The organism is Aeromonas sp. FL131, from assembly GCF_049860615.1.
GTDB classification, from domain to species: domain Bacteria; phylum Pseudomonadota; class Gammaproteobacteria; order Enterobacterales; family Aeromonadaceae; genus Aeromonas; species Aeromonas hydrophila.
Genome location: NZ_CP187595.1, coordinates 1361497 through 1382450, shown reverse-complemented (window position 1 = coordinate 1382450; position 20954 = coordinate 1361497). Strand labels below are relative to the sequence as shown.

At 63.8% G+C, this 20954-nt stretch carries 14 protein-coding genes and 2 pseudogenes; all 16 read right to left on the bottom strand.

Translation table 11 applies throughout. The features are described from left to right. Positions 1 to 11: 11 nt before the first annotated feature. Positions 12 to 1442 (bottom strand): VasL domain-containing protein, encoded by a 1431-nt coding sequence (locus tag ACPW75_RS06605; RefSeq protein ID WP_077095953.1) that lies wholly within the window; start codon positions 1440 to 1442, stop codon positions 12 to 14. A gap of 46 nt (positions 1443 to 1488) precedes the next feature. Next, positions 1489 to 4974 carry a type VI secretion system membrane subunit TssM gene (gene tssM / locus ACPW75_RS06600; RefSeq protein WP_077095954.1) on the bottom strand — a complete coding sequence of 1162 codons (3486 nt, stop codon included), beginning with the start codon at positions 4972 to 4974 and terminating at the stop codon, positions 1489 to 1491. A gap of 41 nt (positions 4975 to 5015) precedes the next feature. After that, entirely contained in the window at positions 5016 to 6461 is a 1446-nt protein-coding gene (gene tssA / locus ACPW75_RS06595) for a type VI secretion system protein TssA (RefSeq protein ID WP_077095955.1), read from the bottom strand. A gap of 8 nt (positions 6462 to 6469) precedes the next feature. Next, a complete protein-coding gene (gene vasI / locus ACPW75_RS06590) occupies positions 6470 to 7075 on the bottom strand; it encodes a type VI secretion system-associated protein VasI (RefSeq protein ID WP_077095956.1) in 606 nt (201 codons plus the stop codon). Continuing rightward, positions 7075 to 8613, bottom strand: a complete 1539-nt coding sequence (gene vasH, locus ACPW75_RS06585) for a sigma-54-dependent transcriptional regulator VasH (protein ID WP_077095957.1) — start codon at positions 8611 to 8613, stop codon at positions 7075 to 7077. Before vasH ends, vasI begins: the two co-directional genes overlap by 1 nt. A gap of 2 nt (positions 8614 to 8615) precedes the next feature. Beyond that, a pseudogene (gene tssH, locus ACPW75_RS06580) lies at positions 8616 to 10949 on the bottom strand (type VI secretion system ATPase TssH); the annotation flags it as partial. Between the two features lie 58 nt (positions 10950 to 11007). Then, complete coding sequence (locus ACPW75_RS06575) at positions 11008 to 11925, bottom strand: IS5 family transposase (RefSeq protein WP_024946304.1); 918 nt, start codon at positions 11923 to 11925, stop codon at positions 11008 to 11010. 78 nt (positions 11926 to 12003) lie between these two features. Next, positions 12004 to 12318 (bottom strand): annotated as a pseudogene (locus tag ACPW75_RS06570) (type VI secretion system ATPase TssH); the annotation flags it as partial. A 20-nt stretch (positions 12319 to 12338) separates the two neighbouring features. Continuing rightward, entirely contained in the window at positions 12339 to 13118 is a 780-nt protein-coding gene (gene icmH / locus ACPW75_RS06565) for a type IVB secretion system protein IcmH/DotU (RefSeq protein WP_179101467.1), read from the bottom strand. Between the two features lie 22 nt (positions 13119 to 13140). Then, positions 13141 to 14475 (bottom strand): type VI secretion system baseplate subunit TssK, encoded by a 1335-nt coding sequence (gene tssK, locus ACPW75_RS06560; protein WP_029301183.1) that lies wholly within the window; start codon positions 14473 to 14475, stop codon positions 13141 to 13143. Between the two features lie 2 nt (positions 14476 to 14477). Beyond that, positions 14478 to 14993, bottom strand: a complete 516-nt coding sequence (tssJ, locus tag ACPW75_RS06555) for a type VI secretion system lipoprotein TssJ (protein ID WP_011705718.1) — start codon at positions 14991 to 14993, stop codon at positions 14478 to 14480. Continuing rightward, the gene (gene tagH, locus ACPW75_RS06550) at positions 14993 to 16243 is read right to left on the bottom strand and encodes a type VI secretion system-associated FHA domain protein TagH (protein ID WP_011705717.1); all 1251 of its coding nucleotides are present in this window, start codon (positions 16241 to 16243) and stop codon (positions 14993 to 14995) included. Before tagH ends, tssJ begins: the two co-directional genes overlap by 1 nt. Positions 16244 to 16299: 56 nt before the next feature. Further along, positions 16300 to 17298 carry a type VI secretion system baseplate subunit TssG gene (gene tssG, locus ACPW75_RS06545; protein WP_077096904.1) on the bottom strand — a complete coding sequence of 333 codons (999 nt, stop codon included), beginning with the start codon at positions 17296 to 17298 and terminating at the stop codon, positions 16300 to 16302. Next, positions 17262 to 19028, bottom strand: coding sequence for a type VI secretion system baseplate subunit TssF (tssF, locus tag ACPW75_RS06540; RefSeq protein WP_011705715.1), 1767 nt, complete (start codon positions 19026 to 19028; stop codon positions 17262 to 17264). Before tssF ends, tssG begins: the two co-directional genes overlap by 37 nt. 3 nt (positions 19029 to 19031) lie before the next feature. After that, entirely contained in the window at positions 19032 to 19463 is a 432-nt protein-coding gene (gene tssE / locus ACPW75_RS06535; RefSeq protein ID WP_011705714.1) for a type VI secretion system baseplate subunit TssE, read from the bottom strand. A gap of 6 nt (positions 19464 to 19469) precedes the next feature. Beyond that, positions 19470 to 20948, bottom strand: a complete 1479-nt coding sequence (gene tssC, locus ACPW75_RS06530) for a type VI secretion system contractile sheath large subunit (RefSeq protein ID WP_043163044.1) — start codon at positions 20946 to 20948, stop codon at positions 19470 to 19472. Between the last annotated feature and the right edge of the window lie 6 nt (positions 20949 to 20954).

Here is a 20954-nt window from a genome sequence, read left to right as displayed (position 1 = left end):
TGACAGCACTTTCAGCTACCAGAAGCGCCCTGCTGCAGCTGATAGAGGCGGATATTGAGCGCTTTCAGATCATTTTCCAGGCTCTTGAGCTCGGCAGCCGTGATGGGCTCCTGGGAGGCTTTTCTCGCCTCCAGTTCACCGAGGCGCAGACTGAACGGAATGTTCTGCATCAGGTTCTTCTGCACTTCGTAGAGCTGGGATTTGAGGTAGGAGATGGTCACCGTCTTGCGCTGGCGCTCCAGCTCCAGCAGCTGATCGAGCAGGGCATCCACCCCGGCGCGGGCATCCAAGTAGGTGGGCACGCTGATGACATCCCCCTGCTGGGCGCCAAGCTGTGCCTGCCACTGCTTGTCCAGCGCCTTGACCGCCAGCGAGTCGGGATAGAGCATCAAGAGCGAGTTGCGCAGCCCTTCGCCGTAGCGATACCAGTAGAGCGGCGACGTCTGCTCGAGCCGGGTCAACTGATTCTGGTAGCGGGCCACCAGATCGCTCTCCATGTTCTGCAGGGTCTGCTCCCCCAGCACGATGCGAGCCTGACGAATGTCGTCATAGTTGAGGGCTCGGGGCAACTCGGCGGCCGGTTGCACCAGACGCTGGGCCGCCACGGTTTTCTCCTGCTGATGTTGCTGCCAGCCGAGCCAGCCCATCACCGGCAGGGCGCAGCTGAGCAGGCCGCAGCCAAACCAGAACCAGGCGGGGCGCTGCCGGCGGTGCTGCTCAATCTTGAGCACGGTGGGCTTGACCTGCCCCTTCTCGCGCCCCACCAGAATGCTGCCCTGGGGCAGGTGCGGGGTCGACGTCGAGACCGTGCCGCCGTGGTCACTCTCCAGGTCGGACTTGAAGAACACCATGGGCGGGATCTGCAGATCCTCCTTGAGGCCCGGCTCGTCGGAGACGATGACGATCTCGGTCTCGTCAAAGAGGTGGGTATACCCCTCGATGAAGTGCACCAGATTCTCGACCCGGGGAATGCGGCTCAGATCCGCGTTGTGCAGCTTCTCGCTGATGAGCTGCAGCGCGCGCTCGCAGCGATAGATCAGCCGCTTGTCCTCGTGGCTGATCTGGTACTGGCGAATGACGTCGCTGATGCGGGCGATGAACCAGTCGAGCATCTCGATGCGGGCCCGCTCCTGATGGACCGGCGGCCAGAAGCTCTCCCACTGGGTGACGATGAGGTTGGCGAGAAACTCGCACCCTTCGGTAAAACCGCTCAGCCCCTGCAGGCGCGAACGGGCCAGGGTGAAGTAGATGGCGGTCTGCAGATCCACCCCGTGTTTTTCGAAGATAAGGCTGGCAAGCTGATGGATCCGCTGCCAGTCCACCTCGGGGCGCGAAGCGTGGCTGAGCTTGTTGATCTCGGCCCGCAGCGCCTCGTACTCCGGCAACATCCTGGGGTCGCGCCCCACTTTCAGGGCCTGCTGACCTTGTTGATTCTGTGACATATGAACTTCCAACGCAGGAAGGGGGCACAACGTGCCCCCGACGCGATCAATAAAGGGATTCGGGCAGTCTGAACTGGCTGAACAGGCCGCCGGTGAAGGGGTTTTGCGCGCTGTCGGTGTAGACGCGATAGGTCATGGCCCCCTGATCCACCGGGAAGCGCACATCGAAGGTGGCGTCATTGACCTGGGTCAGCTCCCCCTTGTCCATCAGGCGGAACATGGCCCAGGGGCCGACGAAGCCTTCGCTGCGTGGTGAGCGCTCGCGGGCGGCCGGCACCAGGGTGATCTTGCTCTCGGCCCCATCGCGCATGGTGTTGGGCCACACCAGCGGGATCTTGGTACGACGGCCATGGGCGTATTCCAGCAGCTGGCCGTCCAGGTTCAGCACGCTGCGCCGCTTGTTGGCGGTGAGCTCGATGGGCTCGAGGGCAAACTGCACCTCCAGGTTGCCCTGCTGACTGAAGAAGATCTGACGGATGCGGGCCGCACGGTCCAGCTGCTTGACCAGCTCTGCCTGGATGGGCGAGCTGAACTCCCCTTCCATCAGGCCGCTCTCCACCATGGGTTTGAGGTTGACCTGATAGAAACTGTCCAGCGTTCCGTTAGGCGCGAAGAAGCGCTCCATCTCGGAGAGGGGCACGTCCTTGTTCGAGCTCGGATCAAACGGATAACGACCGGCCAGCTGGCTGTTGAAGGGGGCCAGCACCTTGTCCTGCCACTCCTGGTTGAGGGAGGACATGGCTAGGTCGATCACCAGCCGAGAGCTCTGCTCGGAGAGCTGACCCACCCAGCGATCGAGCGGGGCCGGCAGACTGCGGGCATATTGCTGCAGCGCGAACACCGGATCGGCGTACTTGTTGGTCATGCGCAGCTGCACCGCTTTCAAGGCGGACTGACCCGGCTCGGTGGCGTTGACGATGAGCTCCAGGTAGTGCTGCAGCTCCACCAGCTTCTGGTTGACCTCGGAGATGAGCGGCCCCTGCTCGCCGCGGCCGCTGAGCGCCGCGTTGGTGGCCATGAAGGGACGACCGATGCGGGCACTGATGGCCTGGGCCGGGTCCCCTTCTACGTCGGAGATCTTGCGAATGCGGGTGTTGTCATCCAGCGAGGCCAGCACCCGCTGGAACGGCTGATCGTTGCCAGTGATGGCAGCAAGCACGTCCAGCGCCTGCTCCGGGCTCTCCAGGGTCTGCACGTCCAGATTGGTCAGCAGTTTTTGCCACTGGTTGACGTAATCGGTGACGTAACGGTCGTTGACCTGACGGGTGATCTCCTTGCGATCCGCCTCGCTCAACTGACTCAGCTTGCGCTGGCCCAGCACCCAGGCATCCATCGCGGTGAGATCGATGAGCGCCTTGTCTTGTTTCAGGAAGAAGTCGTTGAAACCGGGCCAGGTCAGCAACCGCGGCACCTGGCCGGCGTTGTCGCTGCGCAGGGCAAACACGGTGTCGAAGGTGGGGCCCACCTCGTCACGCACGTTAAGATCCGGCGGCAATACATCGCCCGCCTTCACCACCAGATTCTGGTAGACCCGCTGATACATGGGCAGCTTGCCGAGCTCGCGCTGGGCACCGTAGACCGGCTCCTTGAACGGCACGAAGGCGGTGATGGCGGCCTGATCCCGCTCAGCCCTGGCGCCATACCAGTTGGTGTGGTCAAGGGCATAGTCCAGGTGCCCCATCAGCTGCTCCTGTACCGCTCCCTGCCCCGGGAAGGCCTTCTGCCAGCGGCTCGCCATGTACTGCGCTACCAGCTCCTTGTTGCGACCGGACGCATCGTCTAGCATCCGCATCACCCGCAGGATGGCGAGCTTCTCCTCGCTGCCGGCAGGCGCCTGGTTAAGATCCGCCAGCAATCCCTGCATCTGGGCCGGCAGGAAGCGCAGGCTCAGCAGTTGCAGGTAGGAGCCCTCCACATAAGGACCAATCTCGTCCCCCTGGTAGAGGCCGAGGTCGGCCACCAGCGGCATCCGCTCGCGGTAGTTGCCAAAGGAGAGGGTCGCCTCGCGAATGAGGTTCAGGCGCGGCAGCTGGCTCACGCCGAAGGCGTGGGCGTCGGCCACCTCGTTGATCTCCATGAAGGCCTGGGCCTTGGTCAGTACGTTGCGACCCGCCTCCTCGTTGACCCGGTAGAAGTAGTGCCAGCCACCGATGAGGGCGGCCGAGAAGAGCGACAGACAGCTGAGGCCGATGGCCATGCGGCGCCGGCGATAGAGGGTATGCAGCCGGTTTTCGCCGGCCAGATGGGCCTCCGGGAAGATGATGGAGGAGAACAGCTGGCGCACGAAATAGGTGTTGGACTCCCCGCGCAGGGCCGAGTGGATGGGCTCTGGCAGGTTGTAGCGGCGGGAAGCCGCCTGGGCAAACGCATCGAACGGCACCCCTTGCTGATAGACGGAGCTGACATAAACCCCGCGCACCAGCAGTGGCTTGCTCTCCTCGATGGCCAGGGTCTCGGCCAGCAGGCTGGTCACGTAATCCTTGAGGCCCGCCAGCTGGCGCACGAACGAGAACAGCGCGTTGCGCTGGGCGGCATCGAGCCGGCTCAGCATCAGTTCGGGCAGATTCTGGTTGAGGTTGTCCACCCACTGATCCCAGAACAGGGCCAGATCCTGCTGCCAGTCGGCGCCCGGCTTGAAGGTCACCCCCAGCACGGCCTCGCGGGCCTCCTTGTCGAGCTGCTGGTAGATAACGTCAAAGCCGCGCAGCAGATCGAGCTTGGTGAAGGCGACATAGAGCGGCAACCGGGTATTCATGGTGGCTGACACCTCCTGCAGGCGCGAGCGCATCAGCTGGGCATAGGCCTTGCGCTCGGCCACGCTGGCGTGGGAGAGCCAGGCCAGATCCACGGTGAGCACCAGGCCGTTGAGGGGCTGGCGACGGCGGTGTTCATTGAGCCAGCCAAGCAGGTGCAGCCAGAGCCGCTCATGCTTGCGCGCCTGCGGATCCAGTTCGGCTTCGCTCTGGGAGAGCAGCACCCCGGCGGGATCCAGCATCACTGCCTGTTCCCCCAACCAGCAATCCACCAGCTGATCCTGCGCCACGTCGCGCAGTTCGGTATCGAGTCTCGGGTTGAGCTTGTTGGCCGGGTTGGCGCGGTGAATGAGGCTGCTCTTGCCGCTGCCGGGCAGCCCCAGCACCAGATACCAGGGCATGGCGTAGAGCGCCCCCTTGCCCAGATGGGTATTCAACGCCTGCAGCCAGCGATCGAGGAACAGCGCCTGCCTGTCGATGAGCCCCTTGACCGGGTCCTGCTCCAGCACTACCTCGTGCTGACGCTCGGCCTTGAGCTGTTGCATCTTGCGCCACACTCGCCAGGAGACCACTCCCAGCAGCAACCAGAGCCAGAGCAGGGTGAACACCACCCGCCCCCACAGCGGCTCGAACGGCTTGGCGCCGTGCACCTCGAGACGAGGGCCCAGCCACCACACCAGGATGAGAGCCAGCACCCAGAGCACAGCACCGAGCAGGGGCCAGGAGGGTTTCAATTTCGGCAGCTGTTGCCGCAGAAAAGTAAAAATGGTTTTGAACATAAAATGTGATCCAACTCCGACTCAATGACTCATTTCGGCATTCATTTCGACAACGGCGCCGCCAGGCTCTCCAGGCGGTTGACCAGCCCGGGCTCCCAGTGCGACAACCCGAGGCGACTGGCCTCTTGCCACAAGTGTTGATAGTGCTGGCGCGCAAGCGCCTCCATGCCTTCCTGCGCCAACAGCTCCGCCTGCACCAGCAAGGCGTGGAAGCGATCTCTTGGCTCTTTCAACTGCGCAATCCGCTCATCGAGCAGGGCGAGCGCCGCCGCGATCCCCTGCTCGCCGTGGCGCTGGGCGACCTCCTCGGCCAGCCCCGCCTCGCCACTGCCCGCACTGCCGCTCTTGGCCGGTTGCAGCCAGCGGCTGCACTCGGGGGAGAGAAACGGCGAGCCGTCGCTGAAGGCCAGTTCCCGCAGGGCCGGCAGGCGCTGCAGAAAAGTGCCGAGCTCCTCGGCGATCGCCTGAGCCACCGCCCCAAAGCCGAGCTTCTGGGCCACCTCGGCCGAGAGCCTGTGCCCCTCGAACCAGTAAGGCGCCAGGGTCAGGCTCTGCTCGATGCGCTGCCAGAGCCCCTGATCAGGGGCGTTCATGGCGGCGCGGTACTCGTCCACCATGTCCGCCGACATGGGCGCCAGCGGGGTTTTATTGCCCGCCCCGCTCATGGGGACCGCCGTGATCCCGGCCCAGACGGCGTGACGGCGCAGCCGATAGCCCACCGCCGCCTCCGGCTGGCGCTCGATCAGGAGCTCCGCCACCTTGAGCTGGGTCTGGCGCCAGGCGCGATCGTTGGAACTGTCGACGTCGACGCCGGCACTGCCGCCACCGCCGCTGAGCCCCATGGCGCCGGCACCGCTGGCGGTCGACGCAGCCGAGGCCGGGGAGCCCGCTGCCGCCGCGCCGCTGCTTTGCGGCTGCCCGGCGGCATTGGCCTCGGCCTGTGCCACCTGCTGGCGCTGGGCCCGCTTCAGCCCCATCACCAGCGGGTCGAGCAGCTCCCCCTTGTCGGGACACTGCGCCAGCCAGACCCGCTCCAGCTGCTCGGCCTGGGCCAGCAACTGGGCCAACTCGGCAGCCGAGGCGCTCTCGCAAATGCGCGGCAGGGCCCCTTCGAAGCGCTTGACGATCTGCACCATCAGCCGCTGTTTCTGGCTGGCATTGCCGGGCCAGGCCAGCAGCCAGTAAGCCTGGATCCAGGCCTCCAGCAGGCTGATCGCCGCCCCCAGCGGGGTCGCCTTGGCCGGATGCTGCAGACAGCGCAGCAGCTGGGCCAGCACCCGCATGTCCTTGGTGCGGCTCTCCAGCAAGCCGAGGCAAGCCTCGGCCACCGCATTGAGATCCACCTGGCTGTGAGCGAGGGATCCCAGCTTGACCAGCTCGGTCTCCACGTAGTCCCAGCGCGGCTCGTCGGCCAGCACGGCGCCTTTTATCTGATCATCCGGCAGGCTGGTGAGCAGGCGTGCACACCAGGGGTGTTGATAGCTCATCGCCCCTCCTACCAGCGGCACTGCTGACGCAGCGGTGCCAGCGCCTCTTTCAGGCCGCTCAAATCGACCCGCAAGAGGGCGCCGTTGTCGGCCCGCACCTGCAGCTCGCGATGGCCCTGCCAGCGCTTGAGCTCCTCGATGGCGGGCAGGCCGCGGCCATATTCCAGCAACAGCCCCTGATCCCGGATAAACCAGCTCTGGGAGCCAGCACTCGGCTGACCATCCAGCTCGACCTGCACTTTCTCGCCGCTCCAGGGCTGATCCAGCCGCAGCCGGATATGGGTGATGCTGTCGACGCAGCCGATGGCCAGGGTCGCCCCCCGCAGTGCCGGGCGGGTCAGGGTTTCACTGCCACTGCCGGCGTCGCTCTGCAACAGGAAGGGCGCGCTCGCTGGCGTCCGAGCCTGCTCCTGGGCCCAGATGGCCTGCCAGGCCGCCGACTTGGGGGCGGCCCCCTCGGCTGCACTGACCGCCCCATTGCCGATGGCGTCGTAGCAGGCGAGGCGTACCAGCGGCGAGGGTTCCTGCCGGCAGGCCTGCCAGCGCGCCATGTCCAGCGGGACCTCGGCCGCACTGGTGGCCAGCAGCAGCGGTAACAAGCCGAGGATGCTCATCAGTTCACCTCCAGTTTCTGGCACTTGTGATCCAGGGTGCGCTTGGGAATGTTGAGGCTCTCGGCCACCAGCATCCGATTGCCCTGGAAGTGACGCAGCCGCGCCTCGATGACGGAGGCCTCGTACTGCTGCATGGCCCGGCGCAGATCACGGATGTGGTTGTAGTCGTCCATGGTGCCGGGCAACTCGACGCAGACCCGCTCACGCAACTCCGGCGGCAGCGCCTCCAGCCCCACCTCCTCCCCGTGACGGGTATGGGCACAGGCCACCTCCAGCAGGTTGCGCAGCTCGCGCACGTTGCCGGGGAAGTCATAGGTCTGCAGCTGTTTCAAGAACTTGCGCTGCAAACCGACGAGCGTCTTGCCATCCTGGGCGGCAAACTGGGCCATGAAGTGCTGGCACAGCAGCGGCACGTCATCCATGTGCTCGCGCATGGGGGCGATCAGCAGCAGGCACTGACAGAGACGGTGGTAGAGGTCGGCCCGAAACTGCCCCTCCTCCACATGTCGGGTCAGCGGCTGATGGGTAGCGGCGATGAGGCGAAAATCGGAGTGATACTCCTGCTCGGCCCCGAGCGGTCGGTAACTGCGGGTTTCCAGCACCCGCAGCAGCTTGGCCTGCATGGCAGCCGGCATGTCCCCCACCTCGTCCAGAAACAGGGTGCCGCCGTTGGCCTGGGCTACCAGCCCGGTCTTGTTGGCAAGGGCGCCGGAGAAGGCTCCCTTCTGGTAACCAAACAGCTCGCTCTCGATGAGGTTCTCCGGGATGGCGGCGCAGTTGATGGCCACAAAGGGCTTGTTGGCGCGATCGGAGCACTGGTGCACCAGCCGTGCCACCACCTCCTTGCCACTGCCGGTCTCCCCCTGAATGAGCACAGTCAGCTTGTGCTGGCCAGCCTGATTGATCTGCTCGCGCAGCCCGCGGATCACCGCCGACTGGCCGACCAGCTGATCGCCGAGCAGCTTCTCGTGCTGACGCAGCCGCTCCCCCTCCCCCTTCATCTGGCGCAGGGAGTCACGCAGTACCCCCTGATCCCGCCGGCTGCGACCGAGATCGCGAATGAGGGTGAGCTGGTTGCAAAAGACCTGGGAGAGCTGGGCCAGCTCGGAGCCATCGGCCCAGGCCCGCAGCACCTCCCCTTCATCCATCAGGGCCAGCACGGCAAACGGCTTGCCATTGCCGTCCAGCAGCGGATACGCATGCAACCCGCACTGCTGGCCAAGGTTGGCCAGCAGTGCGCGAAAACCGGCGTGCTCGATGCGTGCTCCGCCGTAGAGGGAGTCCCAGGTGCGGGACTGGGCCTTGTGCAGCACATAGGCAAGCGGGTGGGAAAAATCGTCCACCGCCAGCCCCAGCGCCACTTCCTTCCCCCTGACCCAGCCTTGGCACTCCAGCTGACGGCCGCTCACATCCAGCATGCCGAGCAGCAGCCCCCTGGGCTGGAAGCTGGCATGGACGGTCGAGCTCCACCAGTGGCACAGGTGCGGCTCATCACGCTGGGCGGTGAGGGCCAGGGCAAATGCGAGGGCTTGCTCCATACTCAAGCCCCCACCTCGGCCACAAACTGATGATCGACCACGGAAAAGTGGACGCGCTTGATGGGGTCACCGGCCGAGAGGCGCTGCAGCAGTTGCAGGGAGACCGGCGGCAGCAGGGCACCGTCGATGACGGACTCGAGCATGCGGGCACCGTTCTCGCTGCGATTGGCCCGCAGCAGGATCTCCTCGGCCACCTCGTCGTCCAGCACCACCTCGGCGCCAAAGCGCTCCTTGAGCAGCTTGACCAGCCGGTTGAGCTTGCCGCCCACAATCTGCACTAGCGTGTCGTGACCGAGCGGCAGATAGGGGATCACCTCCATGCGCGCCAGCAGCGCCGGTTTGAAGAAGGCGGCGAGCTCCGGATAGAGGGCATCCAGCAGCACGTCCGGTTGCTCGGCATGATCGACGATGGTCTGGAAACCGAGGTTGGAAGTGAGGAAGAAGACCACGTTCTTGCAGTCGATGATGCGCCCTTCCCCGTCCGCCAGCTCGCCCTTGTCGAACGCCTGATAGAAGAGGTTGAGCACGTCCGGGTGGGCCTTCTCCACCTCGTCCAGCAGCACCACGGAATAGGGCTTCTGCCGAATGGCCTCGGTCAGCACGCCCCCCTCGCCGAAACCGACATAGCCGGGCGGCGAGCCGATCAGGCGCGAGACGGTGTGCTTCTCCTGATACTCGGACATGTTGATGGTGGTCAGGTACTGGCGACCACCGAACATCAGCTCGGCAATCTGCAGCACGGTTTCGGTCTTGCCGACCCCGCTCGGTCCCACCAGCAGGAAGGCCCCGAGCGGACGGCCGGGACGACGCAGGTCCGCGCGGGCGGTGAGCAGGTGCTTGTGCAGGTGGGCCACCGCCACATCCTGCCCCTTGATGAGCTCGCCGAGGTACTCCGGCAATCGGGTCACCACGTCCAGCTCCCCTTGCGAGATGCGATTGAGGGGCACCCCGGTCCACTCGGCGATGACGGCGGCAATCTGGGTCTTGTCGACGTGGGCGGAGACCAGCACTTCTCCTTGCTGCAGCTCGGCCAGCTCGCGCTCGAAGGTAGCCAGCTGCTCGGCAGCGGCCTGCGGATCGAGCGGCGCATCGGCGAGATCCAGCGCCTCTCTGGCCAGCATCTCATCCTGCTGATCGGCCAGCAGGGCTGCGCGCAGCTCGACAATCTGGTGTACCAGCCCCTGCTGCTGCTGCCACCGGGCCTCCTGCTCGGCCAGTTCTTCACGGCAAGCCTGCTGGGCCGCCTGCAACTCGGCCAGGCGCTCTGCGTTGTCACCGAGACCTATCAGGCTCTGGCGCTCCAGCTGACGGATCTCCAGCTCACGCTGGCGCAGCGCATTTTGCAGGTGGCTGACCGCGCGCGGCGGCGTGGTGAGGTTGATGGCTACCCGGGCACAGGCGGTATCGAGCACGTCAATAGCCTTGTCCGGCAGCTGACGGCCGGAGATGTAACGGGCGGAGAGCTGGGCGGCTGCCTGCAGCGCCTCCTCATCGATCAGCACCCCGTGGGCCTTCTCGTAGATGCTGCGCAGGCCGCGCAGGATCACGGTGGCCTCGTCGGCATCGGGCTCACCGATTTTCACCAGCTGGAAGCGGCGCGACAGGGCCGCGTCTTTTTCCACGTATTTCTTGTACTCGCCCCAGGTGGTGGCGGCGATGGTGCGCAGCTCGCCCCGGGCCAGCGCCGGCTTGATGAGGTTGGAGACATCCAGCCCGCCGGCCTGGTTGCCGGCACCGATCAGGGTGTGCGCCTCGTCGATGAACAGGATGACAGGCTGCACGGCGTCCTTGACCTCCTGCATCACCCCCTTGAAGCGTTTCTCGAACTCTCCCTTGACCGAGGCGCCGGCCTGCATGGCACCGAGATCCAGGGTCATCAGCTCGACCCCGCGCAGCTTCTCGGGCACCTGGCCCGCCACCATGCGCAGGGCCAACCCTTCGATGAGGGCGCTCTTGCCGACCCCGGCCTCCCCCACCACGATGGGGTTGTTCTTGCGACGACGGGAGAGGATGTCGATCATCAGGTCGATTTCATGATCCCGGCAGAGCACGGGATCCAGGCTGCCCTGGCGGGCCTGCTCGGTCACATTGACGGTAAAGCGGGCCAGCAAGCTGGCATCGGCCGGCAGGGCGGCCTGGGCCGTCTTGCCGCCGGAGGCGGTGGTCACTTGCGTCTCGGCAGACTCCTTGACCCACTCATCGAACTGCTGGCGCAGCAGCTCGCGATTGACCTTGGCGAGCAGGCGGGTCACCGAGCCAGGCAGGTAGCGCTGGGGGGTCATCAGCAGCACCAGCAGCATGACGCCGCTGCGCAGCTGGGCATGTTGCAGCTCGGCGGGGCGTTGTTGATCAAATCCGTCGCTGGATGGCCGTTCCCCAACCCGTTGATACCACTCAATTCACTGGCTGGCGAACAGGCATACCAAGCCCTATCAGCTTGTTCATCACCTTCACGCCAGCCAGGATTTCGCCCACCTGGGCGTTGTAGTTCCGCAGGCTCAGCGTTGGCCCGATGAGTTGCTTGAACCGGTACATGGCGGTCTCGGCTATCGAGCGCTGGTGATAGCCGGAGTCTTTCTTCCATTGCTTCAGTTCACCGGCCTTGAGCGCCGTCACCGCCTCGTTGCGGGGATGGTCTTCCTCCCACGGTGCCGCATTTTTTCTCGGCGGTATGGTGGCTTTCGCCCCCTTCTTCTTCAGTAGCGCATGACAGGCCTTGGTGTCATACGCACCATCGGCGCTGACCTGTTTTATCTTGCGTCGTAAGGGGTTGAGCAACGTCGGTAACACCTCGTTATCCGCCACCGTCTCCAGGCTGACTTCGGCAGCGATGACCGCATGGGTTGTGGCATCCACCGCCAAGTGGAGCTTGCGCCACACTCGTCGCTTCTCCTTGCCGTGTTTGCGAATTTTCCATTCGCCTTCGCCATAGACCTTGAGGCCGGTGGCATCAATGACCAAGTGAGCCACCGGGCCTTGGCTGGGGAGGCGGTACTTGATGTCGACGGTCTTGGCGCGCTTGCTGATACAGCTATAGTCCGGCGACTGCAAAGGCACCGCCATCAGTTGGAACAACGAGTTAATGAAGCCTTCTAGCGCCCGCAGCGGCAACTTGAACAAGCCTTTTAGCATCAGGGCCGTCTCAATGGCGGTGTCACTGTAGTGGAAACCTCTCCCTCGGCGGCCATGGTGGACCAGGCAATGCCACTGCTTAATGGCTTGTTCGTCCATCCAGATGGTCAACGAACCGCGTTGCACCAAGGCTTGGTTGTACTGCTGCCAGTTGCTGATCTTGTGCTTGGACTTGCCCATCTGATGCTCTCGGAGACTGCGCTACAGGATCAGATCACCGAGATGACAGATAGTTCCCCGATTTGAGCAACAAGGCCGCTCGGCGGAGGCGAGCAGCCAGCTGTCTTGCAGCCACTCCACCAGCATGGGCGAGAAGGAGGGGTAACCCTGGCCATAGCCGTTGTCGGCAGCGGACGGTTGCAGCAGGGTCTTGAGCTCTTCCACCTCCACCTCGGCCACCTTCAGGATCTGGCGCACATCGCTCAGCGGGGTCTCCAGCATCTTGAGCAGCAGGTGCTCGATGCGGATCTCGGCTCCCTGGTGGTTGACGCAGAGGGCCGCAGCCTCTTCCAGCATGTGACGGCAGATGGGGTTGAGTCTTTCCACCAGTACCGGTAGCTCTATACGAATCAAGGCGTGCTCTCCTTAAGTATTTATTTTAATAATTCGCCCAGTTGACGCAGCACGTCCTGGGTCTGGTTATTGAGTTGGTGGTGATAGAGGCCAAAGATCAGCGCCAGGATCAGCGCGCCACCCATGAACAGGCTGCGCAGGGAGACCTGCTTGCGCAGCCGATAGCGGGAGGCCTGCTGCCCCAGATCGAGGTGAAACACGCTGGGCGCCTCGCCGCCGGCCTCGGGGGCCAACTGCTTGTGCAGCTGGCGCACGATGCGCTCGAACTCGCCTTGTCCCTTGCTCATCACCTTGTAGCGCCCCTCGAAACCGAGGCACAGACAGAGGTAGATGAACTCCAGAATGTCGCGATAACGCACCGGGTCTTCCTGCAGGCGGGCCAGCAGCACGAACACCTTCTCGCCGCCCCAGGTCTCGTTGTGAAAGCGGGTCAGCAGGGAGTGCTCGGACCATTCGCTCTGACTGCCCCAGTCGCGGCCCATCACGGCCTCGTCGATGAAGGTGCAGAGGATGTAGCGAAACGACAGCACCACCCCGTTCTCGTAGCCCTGGGCCATCAGCTCCTGTTCGATGGCCTGGATCTCGGTCACCACCCGCTGGTAGAGCTCGGGCACCCGGTCGTAGCGCGACAGCAGGCGTACCCGCTGCACCAGCCCCAGCAAGGGGGTCACCGCATCGATCATCGGATTGATGCTCTGGCCGCGCAGGCGGAACCAGTAGTCCGAATCCATGTCCAGCTGCTCGGCATGATCGAACAGCAGATCGCTGAGTTGCTCGTTCTTGATAATGTCCGTGGTCATCTCTGCTTATTCCTTGGTGCGATCACTGGCTGCGAATGGCCCAGAGCTGCATGTCGAGCTCGGGGAAGTCGCCGGCGATGTGGAAGGCAAGGGTGTTGCCCACCGCCAGCATCTGCCAGGCCGGGCTCTGCCGGTCGAGCTGGAAGTAGCTGTAACCGGCGTGATAGGGCAGCTGGCGCGGCGCCACCGGCAGCGGCAGCAGCGGAATGCCGGGCAGCTGCAGGCTGATGAGCTCGCGGATCTTGTCGCTGGAGGCCACCTTGGTCTGCTGCAGCAGCTGTTTGCGCAGCTGCTCCTGCGGCATGCGGGCTCGCACCGCCAGCACGAAGTCGGCGCTGGTCATCAGCTCGCTCTCGTTCACCATGGCCACCATGATGCCGTACTGGTGCTTGCGCAGCTGGATGGAGACGGCGCGCGGCGACAGCACTGTGCTGAGCGCCTGGCGCAGGGCCAGCATCACCGGCTCGAAGCTCACCTGCTGATCGTCGTGGCGATAGGCGGGGAACTCGGGTGGCAGGCGAGACTCGTCGGTAAAGGTCATCAGCTCGCCGCAGAGCTGCACCAGCGCCTCGTGCAGCCGCTCGGGGTGCAGGGTGCCAAGGCGCGCCAGATGGGAGAGCTGGGGCTGGGCCCGGTTGAGCAGTTGCAGCATCATGAACTCGGCCACGTCGGCCACCCCCTGCTGACCCGGCGCGGCGATGCGCTGGGAGAGGCTGCGGGCCCGCTCGGCGACCAACCCGGCCGACTCACCGAGGAAGCGCTTGAGGGTCGGGATGGCGGAGACGCTGATGCTGCAGGGCATGAAGTTGGGATCCAGCACCAGGCCGCCGTCCGGACGCTTGTCCAGAATGCGGGCGATGGCCAAAGAGGCGTAGGCACTGCGATCCTCCCGCTCCAGCATCAGCCGCAGGCTGACCCGCCCCACTTCGAGGGAGACCACGTCCCCCCCTTCGCTGTGCAGATCGCGCACGTCGTGGCGATGGGCCTGCAACCGGGTGGCCACCTGGCCGCCCTGATTGACCTCGTTGACACCGCTCACCGAGAGCGGCAGCGCCAGATAGACCTTCTGGTTGGCGACCGAAGCGTCGGTGACTTCCAGCGGGGTCGGCAGCACATCGTCATTGGGGATGTTGAACACGGTGCCGTCCGGCAGGATGCCGGTGGCCCCCACCAGGGCGATGCGGCCAAAGCCCAGGTAATCCTCGTTGATGGCGAGCGACTGCAAGCCATAGAAATAGTCGGACAGCGCACTCAGGCGAGCGTGCAGCGCATAATCCGAATGTCTTTGTTGTTGCTGGAAGTGCTGGGGCTTGATGAACAACCCCTCACGCCAGATAACCCGATTTCGACTCGACATGGTTATTCTTCTTCTTTTTGCAGTTCCACTTCATCCAGGCGCAGGTGCACCAGGATTTGATAAGCCGTTCCCTTGCTCTTGATCTTGATGACCTTGCGCCACTCGGCGCTGTCGGGGTCGGCGTAGCGTGCGATCACCCCGATGTAGCGGGTCTTCTCGTCGAGCTTGATGGGGGGCAGGTATTTGAACTGGCCCGGCAGCAGGGTGTAGTCCTGATGGTCCAGGTAGTTCTTGCCAAGGGCCTTCTCCACGTCCGCGGTCACCTGGTCGTAGTCGGTGGCGAGCAGCTTGGAATCCTCCGCCAGCAGCACCACCTGAAACTCGATGGGCGCCGCCTCCCCGCTCTCGTTGGGGTTGACGTCCGGCTCCGCCAGCAGGCTCAGCCCCAGGGTCGTCGGTTGACTGTCATTGCTGCCCACCTGGATATCCGGGTTCATGGCCACGTCGGCCATCTTGCCCATGGTGGTACAACCTGCCAGGGCCAGCAGCGCGGCGCCCAGCATCAGCGCACGTATCATCAAATCAGTCCCTGTTGCTGACGCACGGCCTGGTCGTAGGCCTGGGCATACACCTGGTGGAACAGCTTGTCGAACCCCTGCTGACGGGCGGAGGTGAGCTCGCGGTAGTAGTGCTGGTACATATCCCAGGCCCAGCCTTCATCAGCCGTGCCCGGTGCACCACTGCGGCGGTATTGCTCGAAACGCCCCAGCAGGGCCTGCGGCGAAAACGCCTGCAGGATGCTGTCGAGGGCTGCGCCGATGGCCTGCTGGTTCGCCACGTGGTGGATCCGCACATTGTGCAGGCTCTCGGCCACCGCCGCCGGTGCGCTCAGGTGGACCGGGCTCTTCTGCTCGGCAAACAGCACCGCCAGGGTCTCGTCATAATCGAGGCCCAGACGCAGCGGGTTGTCCTCGATGGGGCGCAGGTGCTTGTCCGCCAGCGCAGCCTGTTCGTTTTGCAGCTGCAGCAGCCCCTCCACCATGGCCCGCACCGTCTTGCCCATCTCTTCGAGCATGTCGTGAGCCTGCTGGGTGTCCTGCAGTTGCAAAGGTTGACCCAGGCCGCGCATCAGCGGGGTCAGGGCCACGTGATCGACGCCGTCCAGCGACAGCTGATAATCGGGGTGGTTCTCGATGGCGGGCATATCCAGAAATTCTTGGTTCATGGTGTTCTCGACAGCAGAAAAAGGGGCAAGAGGGGGAACGTCCACATCCGGTTGTGAACGCAGTGAAGCCTGCAGGCGACCGTCCGCCAGCGGGCCATCCATCAACGGATTGGGCGCCCTGCGCTCCTGCTGCAATGCCAGCAAGGGATCGGCCGCCAGGGTGCGCGGATCGTCAGCAGGTACGACGGGTTCATCGCTGGTCAGCCACTCGTCGAGCTGCTCGGTGGGGCGGTTGCCCAGCACCTGTTGCAGGCTCTGCTCGGGGGTGATGGCCCCCAGATAGGCGCGCAGCCGGAACGGGCCGACCACGAGCTCGTCCCCCTGCTCCAGATGCACCTTGCGGGCCCGCCCGATGGGCGAAGTGGCACCGTTGATATAGGTCTGGCCGCTCAGATCGCACAGGCAGAAGCGACCGTCGTTGAGCTCGATGCGGGCGTGGGCGGGCATAACGGCCCCCAGCCTGTCGCGCAGTTGCCAGTCATCCTGTTCGGAGGCCCCCAGGGTCCCCCCCATCTCGTCGAAGCGGTACTGCACCTGCTGGCTGCCGTCGAGCTGTTCGCTGTTGAGCACCACCAGGGAAAGTTGCTGGTTAAAATCGTCCACAGTTACTCCTGCACTGATTCCTGTAGTTAAATTTTCTGCGCTGCTGATGTCTGCACTTATTCCTGCACGCAGATGGTCACGAACGGATCGCTCGGCGGCTGGCCGAGAAAGGTACTCCACCCGAGGCGGGCACTCTGCTCCTCCCCCAGCCTCAGTCCCCTCGCCTGCTCCTGGCCGAACCCCAGGCGCAGATCCCAGGCCAGCTGATCGCGCAGGATGAAGGAGACAAAGGTCACCAGGGCGTGGAAGTGCTCCCCGTTCGGCAGAAAGCCGAGAAACTGGCCAAAGCTCAGGTTGTTGATCTTCAACAAGAACTTGCCGGCACAGTCGTTCACCTTGTCACCGATGACAAAATCGCTCCCCAAGGTGGCGCAGGCGCCGCCGAGGCGATTTTGCTGATCCTGATGAATAGGCACCTTGCGCCACTGCCAGGCACTCACCTGCACGTCGGCCAGATCGAAGCAGTGGGCCACCAGACCGGCCACCACCTCGGGGGAGCGGCTGGGGCTGGCCAGCATGCCCGCATAGGAGAGCATCTTGGCCCGGTTGACCGGCAGGCTCTGGCAGACCGCCTCGTTGCCAAGCCCTACCAGGGCCAACATCAGACGGGAGAAGCCATCCTCGCCGTTGTCCTGAAACCGCACGTGGTAGCGATACTTGCGCCAGATCCGGTGCAGCAGGGTCAGCAGACGGTGATGGAAGAAGTCCAGAAACAGGCCGAGCTTCTGCTCCCCCTGGGCGTACTCCCACGCCAGCGAATCGAGGTAATAACCGGGCATCGGCGACTGGCTGCCGTGCAGGCCAAGGAAGGCCACCTCCAGTTCGTGGCGCCCCTGCCCGTCCCGGCCAATCTGCAGCACGTCGCTGGTGGGGAACCCCAGAGAGGCGGTCGCCTTGAAGCGGATGTTCTCGTCACCCGGCAGGTAGTCGAGCCCCCGCTCCTGATCGGCGCCATCGAGCCGGTTGAGCAGCTCAACCAGCTGGAAGAAATTGAAGCGGGGCGCCTCCCGGGCGGCGTTCACATCAGGGAGTGCTGACCGATCTGGACTGGCCATTGGTAGCGCTCCTTGTTGTCGAGATTGACCACCTCAAGCAGGTGGAAGGCGTTGACGCTGGCATAGAGCGAGAAGAAGTGGGCCAGCACGGTACTGAACAGATAGAGCTCCCCTTCGCTGCCAAAGGCGGACTGGCGGATGGAGAGCACCGACTTGAGCCCCCGCACCGGCATGCCGCGCACCAGCCGGTCAACCGGTTTGGTCTCGATCTCCTCGATCCCCGCCAGCCGCTTGCGCGAGGCCTGCTCGGCCTGCTTGTCGTGCAGCGCCGGAAAATCGTAGGTGCGCAGCACCTGCACCAGGGCATCGCGGCGCAGCAGGGAGACATAGTTGAGCGACAGGTTGGAAATCAGCGTCCAGTGCAGACTGCCGTCCAGCGCCGGGCGCAGCGGCCGGGTCGGCCGGATCAGGTTGCGGAAGGTGGCAAACGAGGGCGAGCTGCCGGTCGGCACGCAGACGCTGCCCACCTTGAGACGGGCGGCGCGAGAGCGGTTGGTGCAAGTGAGCGTCACCGAGATGGATTCATCCAGTTCGACCGTGGTGGTTTCATCCCCGCGCACGAACGAGAGGCTGTGCTCGAAACCATCCCCGCTCACCGCCTCCTTGACCCGCACCCGGTAGTAGAGCGCCAGCCGCTGTTTGGCCCGCTCGATCTGGTGCTGGAAGCTCTCGAACGGCTGATAGATGCGCGGCGTGCCGCGGGAGCGGCCGAGGTTCCCCTCGACCCAGCCCTCCACCTGATCCACCGAGAAGATCTCGAAGCTGTCGGCATGACGATAGCTCGCCTTGAGGGGATACTCCGCCTGACGACCGTTGAGGTTGACCGGCTCGCTGTCGTGCTGGAACAGGTTGATGGCCGGCACGCAGTTGAGCATGAAGGAGTCGGGCCGGATCTTGAGCTCCGCCGGCAGCGGCCGGTCGAAGCAGAAGTGCACCTTGAATTCGCTCACTGGCAGCGGCTGTTTGGGCCACTCACCACCGGAGAGTTCGAAGAAGAGGAAGCTTTCCGGGAAGCAGAAGTACTCCTGCAGGATCCGGTAGCCGGAATAGACGTTGTTCGGATAAGGCAAGAGCGCGTCATCGCGTTCGAAGCCGACCGATTTGAGGGCCTTGGCCTCCTGGCGAAAACGCTTGCCATCGATCTCCAGCTCGATATGGGAGAGCTGGTTGGAGAGCCAGAAGTAGAGCTCATAGGCGGTGTAGCTGTCACCACCGAGGAAGAAGCGCAGCTTGTCCAGCTGCAACTCGCTGAGCGGCAGAGGGGCATGCAGGGCGATATCCAGCGAGATGGTGGAGAGATCGTTGCCACTCTGGGCAGCGATATGACGGATATCGGCCGGATAGACCCAGGTATCGTGACAGGTCTGGAAATGACAGGTCACCTCGTCCAGCGGCAGACTGTCGAGCTGGCAGCCTTGCCTGACCAGCGCCGGCTGGGCGATGGCCCCCGGAATGACCGAAAACTGCATGATGGTCATGCTGGGCACGGGACGCAGGTAGTTGGGCCAGAGCATGTTGAGCAGACCGTGGGTCAGCTCGGGAAACTCATCCTCAATCTTGGCGCGCAGGTTGCCCGTAAGGAAGGCGAATCCCTCCAGCAGGCGCTCCACGTCGGGATCGGTGTTCTGCTCCGACAGAAAGCGGGTGAGCTCGGGATAGGCGTCGGCAAATTCGCGCCCTTGCAGGCGCAAAAATGCCAGTTCATCCCTGAAGTAATGTTCCAGCGACATTGATCAAACCATGCGGTAGTGACGGTGACTGTCCATATGGACGTTGAACGAGGTAACTTGCTCGATATGCTCCAGCCGCACGTGGGCCGTCACCTGAAACGACATCTCAAGCGGACTCGCCTGATAGTCGGGTGAACGAACATCCACATGCACGATCCGCGGTTCATAACGACGGATGCATTGCCGGATCGCCTCCCGGATCCGCCCCTTGATATCCGCACTGCCCTGAGTGGCGTCATTGAGATCGATGACCCCCAGATCGGGTGCACTACGGCAATTGCCGGGGCGGGTGTTGAGAACCTGCTCGAGCTGCCGTTTGACAGATGCGATCAGTTCCTCAGACTCCGAGCGGGGAGAGGAGCCAAGCCCCTCCCCCCGGATGCGATCAAACAGGCTGGCCGCATTTCCTCTATCCCAAGAAGAGAGATGCGGCATCGGGCCTTATTCCTTGTCCAGACGACCTACCAGAGAGAGCTCGAAGCTCGCCCCCATGTACTTGAAGTGCGGACGCACGGCCATGGCGACCTGATACCAGCCCGGCTCCCCTTCCACATCCAGCACCTTGATCTGCGCAGCGCGCAGCGGACGGCGGCTGCGGACCTCTGCCGGCGGGTTTTCCTGGTCTGCGACAAACTGTCGGATCCAGCTGTTCAGCTCACGCTCCAGATCCTGACGCTCCTTCCAGGAGCCGATCTGCTCGCGCTGCAGCACTTTGATGTAGTGCGCCAGGCGGTTGATGATGAACATGTAGGGCAGCTGGGTACCCAGTTTGTAGTTGGTCTCGGCCTCCCGGCCTTCCTTGGTGTTCGGGAACACCTTGGGTTTTTGTACCGAGTTGGCGGAGAAGAAGGCGGCGTTGTCGCTGTCCTTGCGCATGGTCAGGGTGATGAAACCCTCTTCCGACAGTTCGTACTCGCGACGATCGGTGATCAGCACCTCGGTCGGGATCTTCGCCTGCAGCTGACCCATGGCCTCATAGACGTGCACCGGCAGGTCGTGGATGGCGCCACCGCTCTGCGGGCCTATGATGTTCGGGCACCAGCGATACTTGGCGAAGCTGTCGGTCAGGGAAGTCCCCATCAGGTAGGCGGTGTTGCCCCACAGGTAGTGATCGTGGTCCGAGCTGATGTCTTCCTGATAGTTGAAGCCCTTGATGGGGTTTTCGGTCGGGTCGTAGGGCAGACGCGCCAGGAAGCGCGGTGCGGTCAGTCCCAGATAACGGGCATCTTCCGACTCACGCAAGGCGCGCCACTTGGTATAGGCCGGCCCTTCGAATACCGATTTCAGATCCTTGATGGAGGACAGGTCGGTAAAGCTGTCGACGCCGAAGAAGGATGGCGCCACAGAGGAGATGAAAGGCGCATGGGCCATGGCACCCACCGCACTGACGTATTGCATCAGCTTGATGTCGGGTGCGCTGTGGGTGAAGGCATAATCACCGATCACGGCCCCCACCGGCTGGCCACCAAACTGACCATAACCGCTGGAATAGACATGCTTGTAGAGGCCGGACTGGGTGATTTCGGGTGAGAACTCGAAATCTTCCAGCAGCTCTTCCTTGGTGGCATGCAGCACCTGGATCTTGATGTTCTCGCGAAAATCGGTGCGATCCACCAAGAGCTTCAGGGAGCGCCAGGAGGATTCCATCTCCTGCAGCTCCTTGGCGTGCAGGATGACGTCCATCTGCTTACTGAGCTTCTTGTCGAGCTCGACAATCATGCTGTCCACCAGCGCCTTGTTGACCGGATCGCTGGTGGTGCCGCTGTCCAGAATGTTGGCGATCAGGGCTGCAACGCCCTGCTTGGCGACGCTGTAGCCCTCATCCACCGGGGTAATGCGGGCCTGCGCCATGATTTCGTCCAGCAAGGACGAGGAGGCGGCACTCGCCCCCGCTTGAACCTGTTCTTCGACCAAAGACATGTTTGT

What these genes read in the sequence shown, in the direction of transcription:
- ACPW75_RS06605 (WP_077095953.1), bottom strand. Translation starts at nt 1,442, where the DNA reads ATGTCACAGAATCAACAAGGTCAGCAGGCCCTGAAAGTGGGGCGCGAC.
- tssF (WP_011705715.1), bottom strand. Translation starts at nt 19,028, where the DNA reads ATGTCGCTGGAACATTACTTCAGGGATGAACTGGCATTTTTGCGCCTG.
- vasH (WP_077095957.1), bottom strand. Translation starts at nt 8,613, where the DNA reads ATGGAGCAAGCCCTCGCATTTGCCCTGGCCCTCACCGCCCAGCGTGAT.
- tssE (WP_011705714.1), bottom strand. Translation starts at nt 19,463, where the DNA reads ATGCCGCATCTCTCTTCTTGGGATAGAGGAAATGCGGCCAGCCTGTTT.
- tssC (WP_043163044.1), bottom strand. Translation starts at nt 20,948, where the DNA reads ATGTCTTTGGTCGAAGAACAGGTTCAAGCGGGGGCGAGTGCCGCCTCC.
- tssM (WP_077095954.1), bottom strand. Translation starts at nt 4,974, where the DNA reads ATGTTCAAAACCATTTTTACTTTTCTGCGGCAACAGCTGCCGAAATTG.
- icmH (WP_179101467.1), bottom strand. Translation starts at nt 13,118, where the DNA reads ATGACCACGGACATTATCAAGAACGAGCAACTCAGCGATCTGCTGTTC.
- tssJ (WP_011705718.1), bottom strand. Translation starts at nt 14,993, where the DNA reads ATGATACGTGCGCTGATGCTGGGCGCCGCGCTGCTGGCCCTGGCAGGT.
- ACPW75_RS06575 (WP_024946304.1), bottom strand. Translation starts at nt 11,925, where the DNA reads ATGGGCAAGTCCAAGCACAAGATCAGCAACTGGCAGCAGTACAACCAA.
- tssG (WP_077096904.1), bottom strand. Translation starts at nt 17,298, where the DNA reads ATGGCCAGTCCAGATCGGTCAGCACTCCCTGATGTGAACGCCGCCCGG.
- tssK (WP_029301183.1), bottom strand. Translation starts at nt 14,475, where the DNA reads ATGTCGAGTCGAAATCGGGTTATCTGGCGTGAGGGGTTGTTCATCAAG.
- vasI (WP_077095956.1), bottom strand. Translation starts at nt 7,075, where the DNA reads ATGAGCATCCTCGGCTTGTTACCGCTGCTGCTGGCCACCAGTGCGGCC.
- tssA (WP_077095955.1), bottom strand. Translation starts at nt 6,461, where the DNA reads ATGAGCTATCAACACCCCTGGTGTGCACGCCTGCTCACCAGCCTGCCG.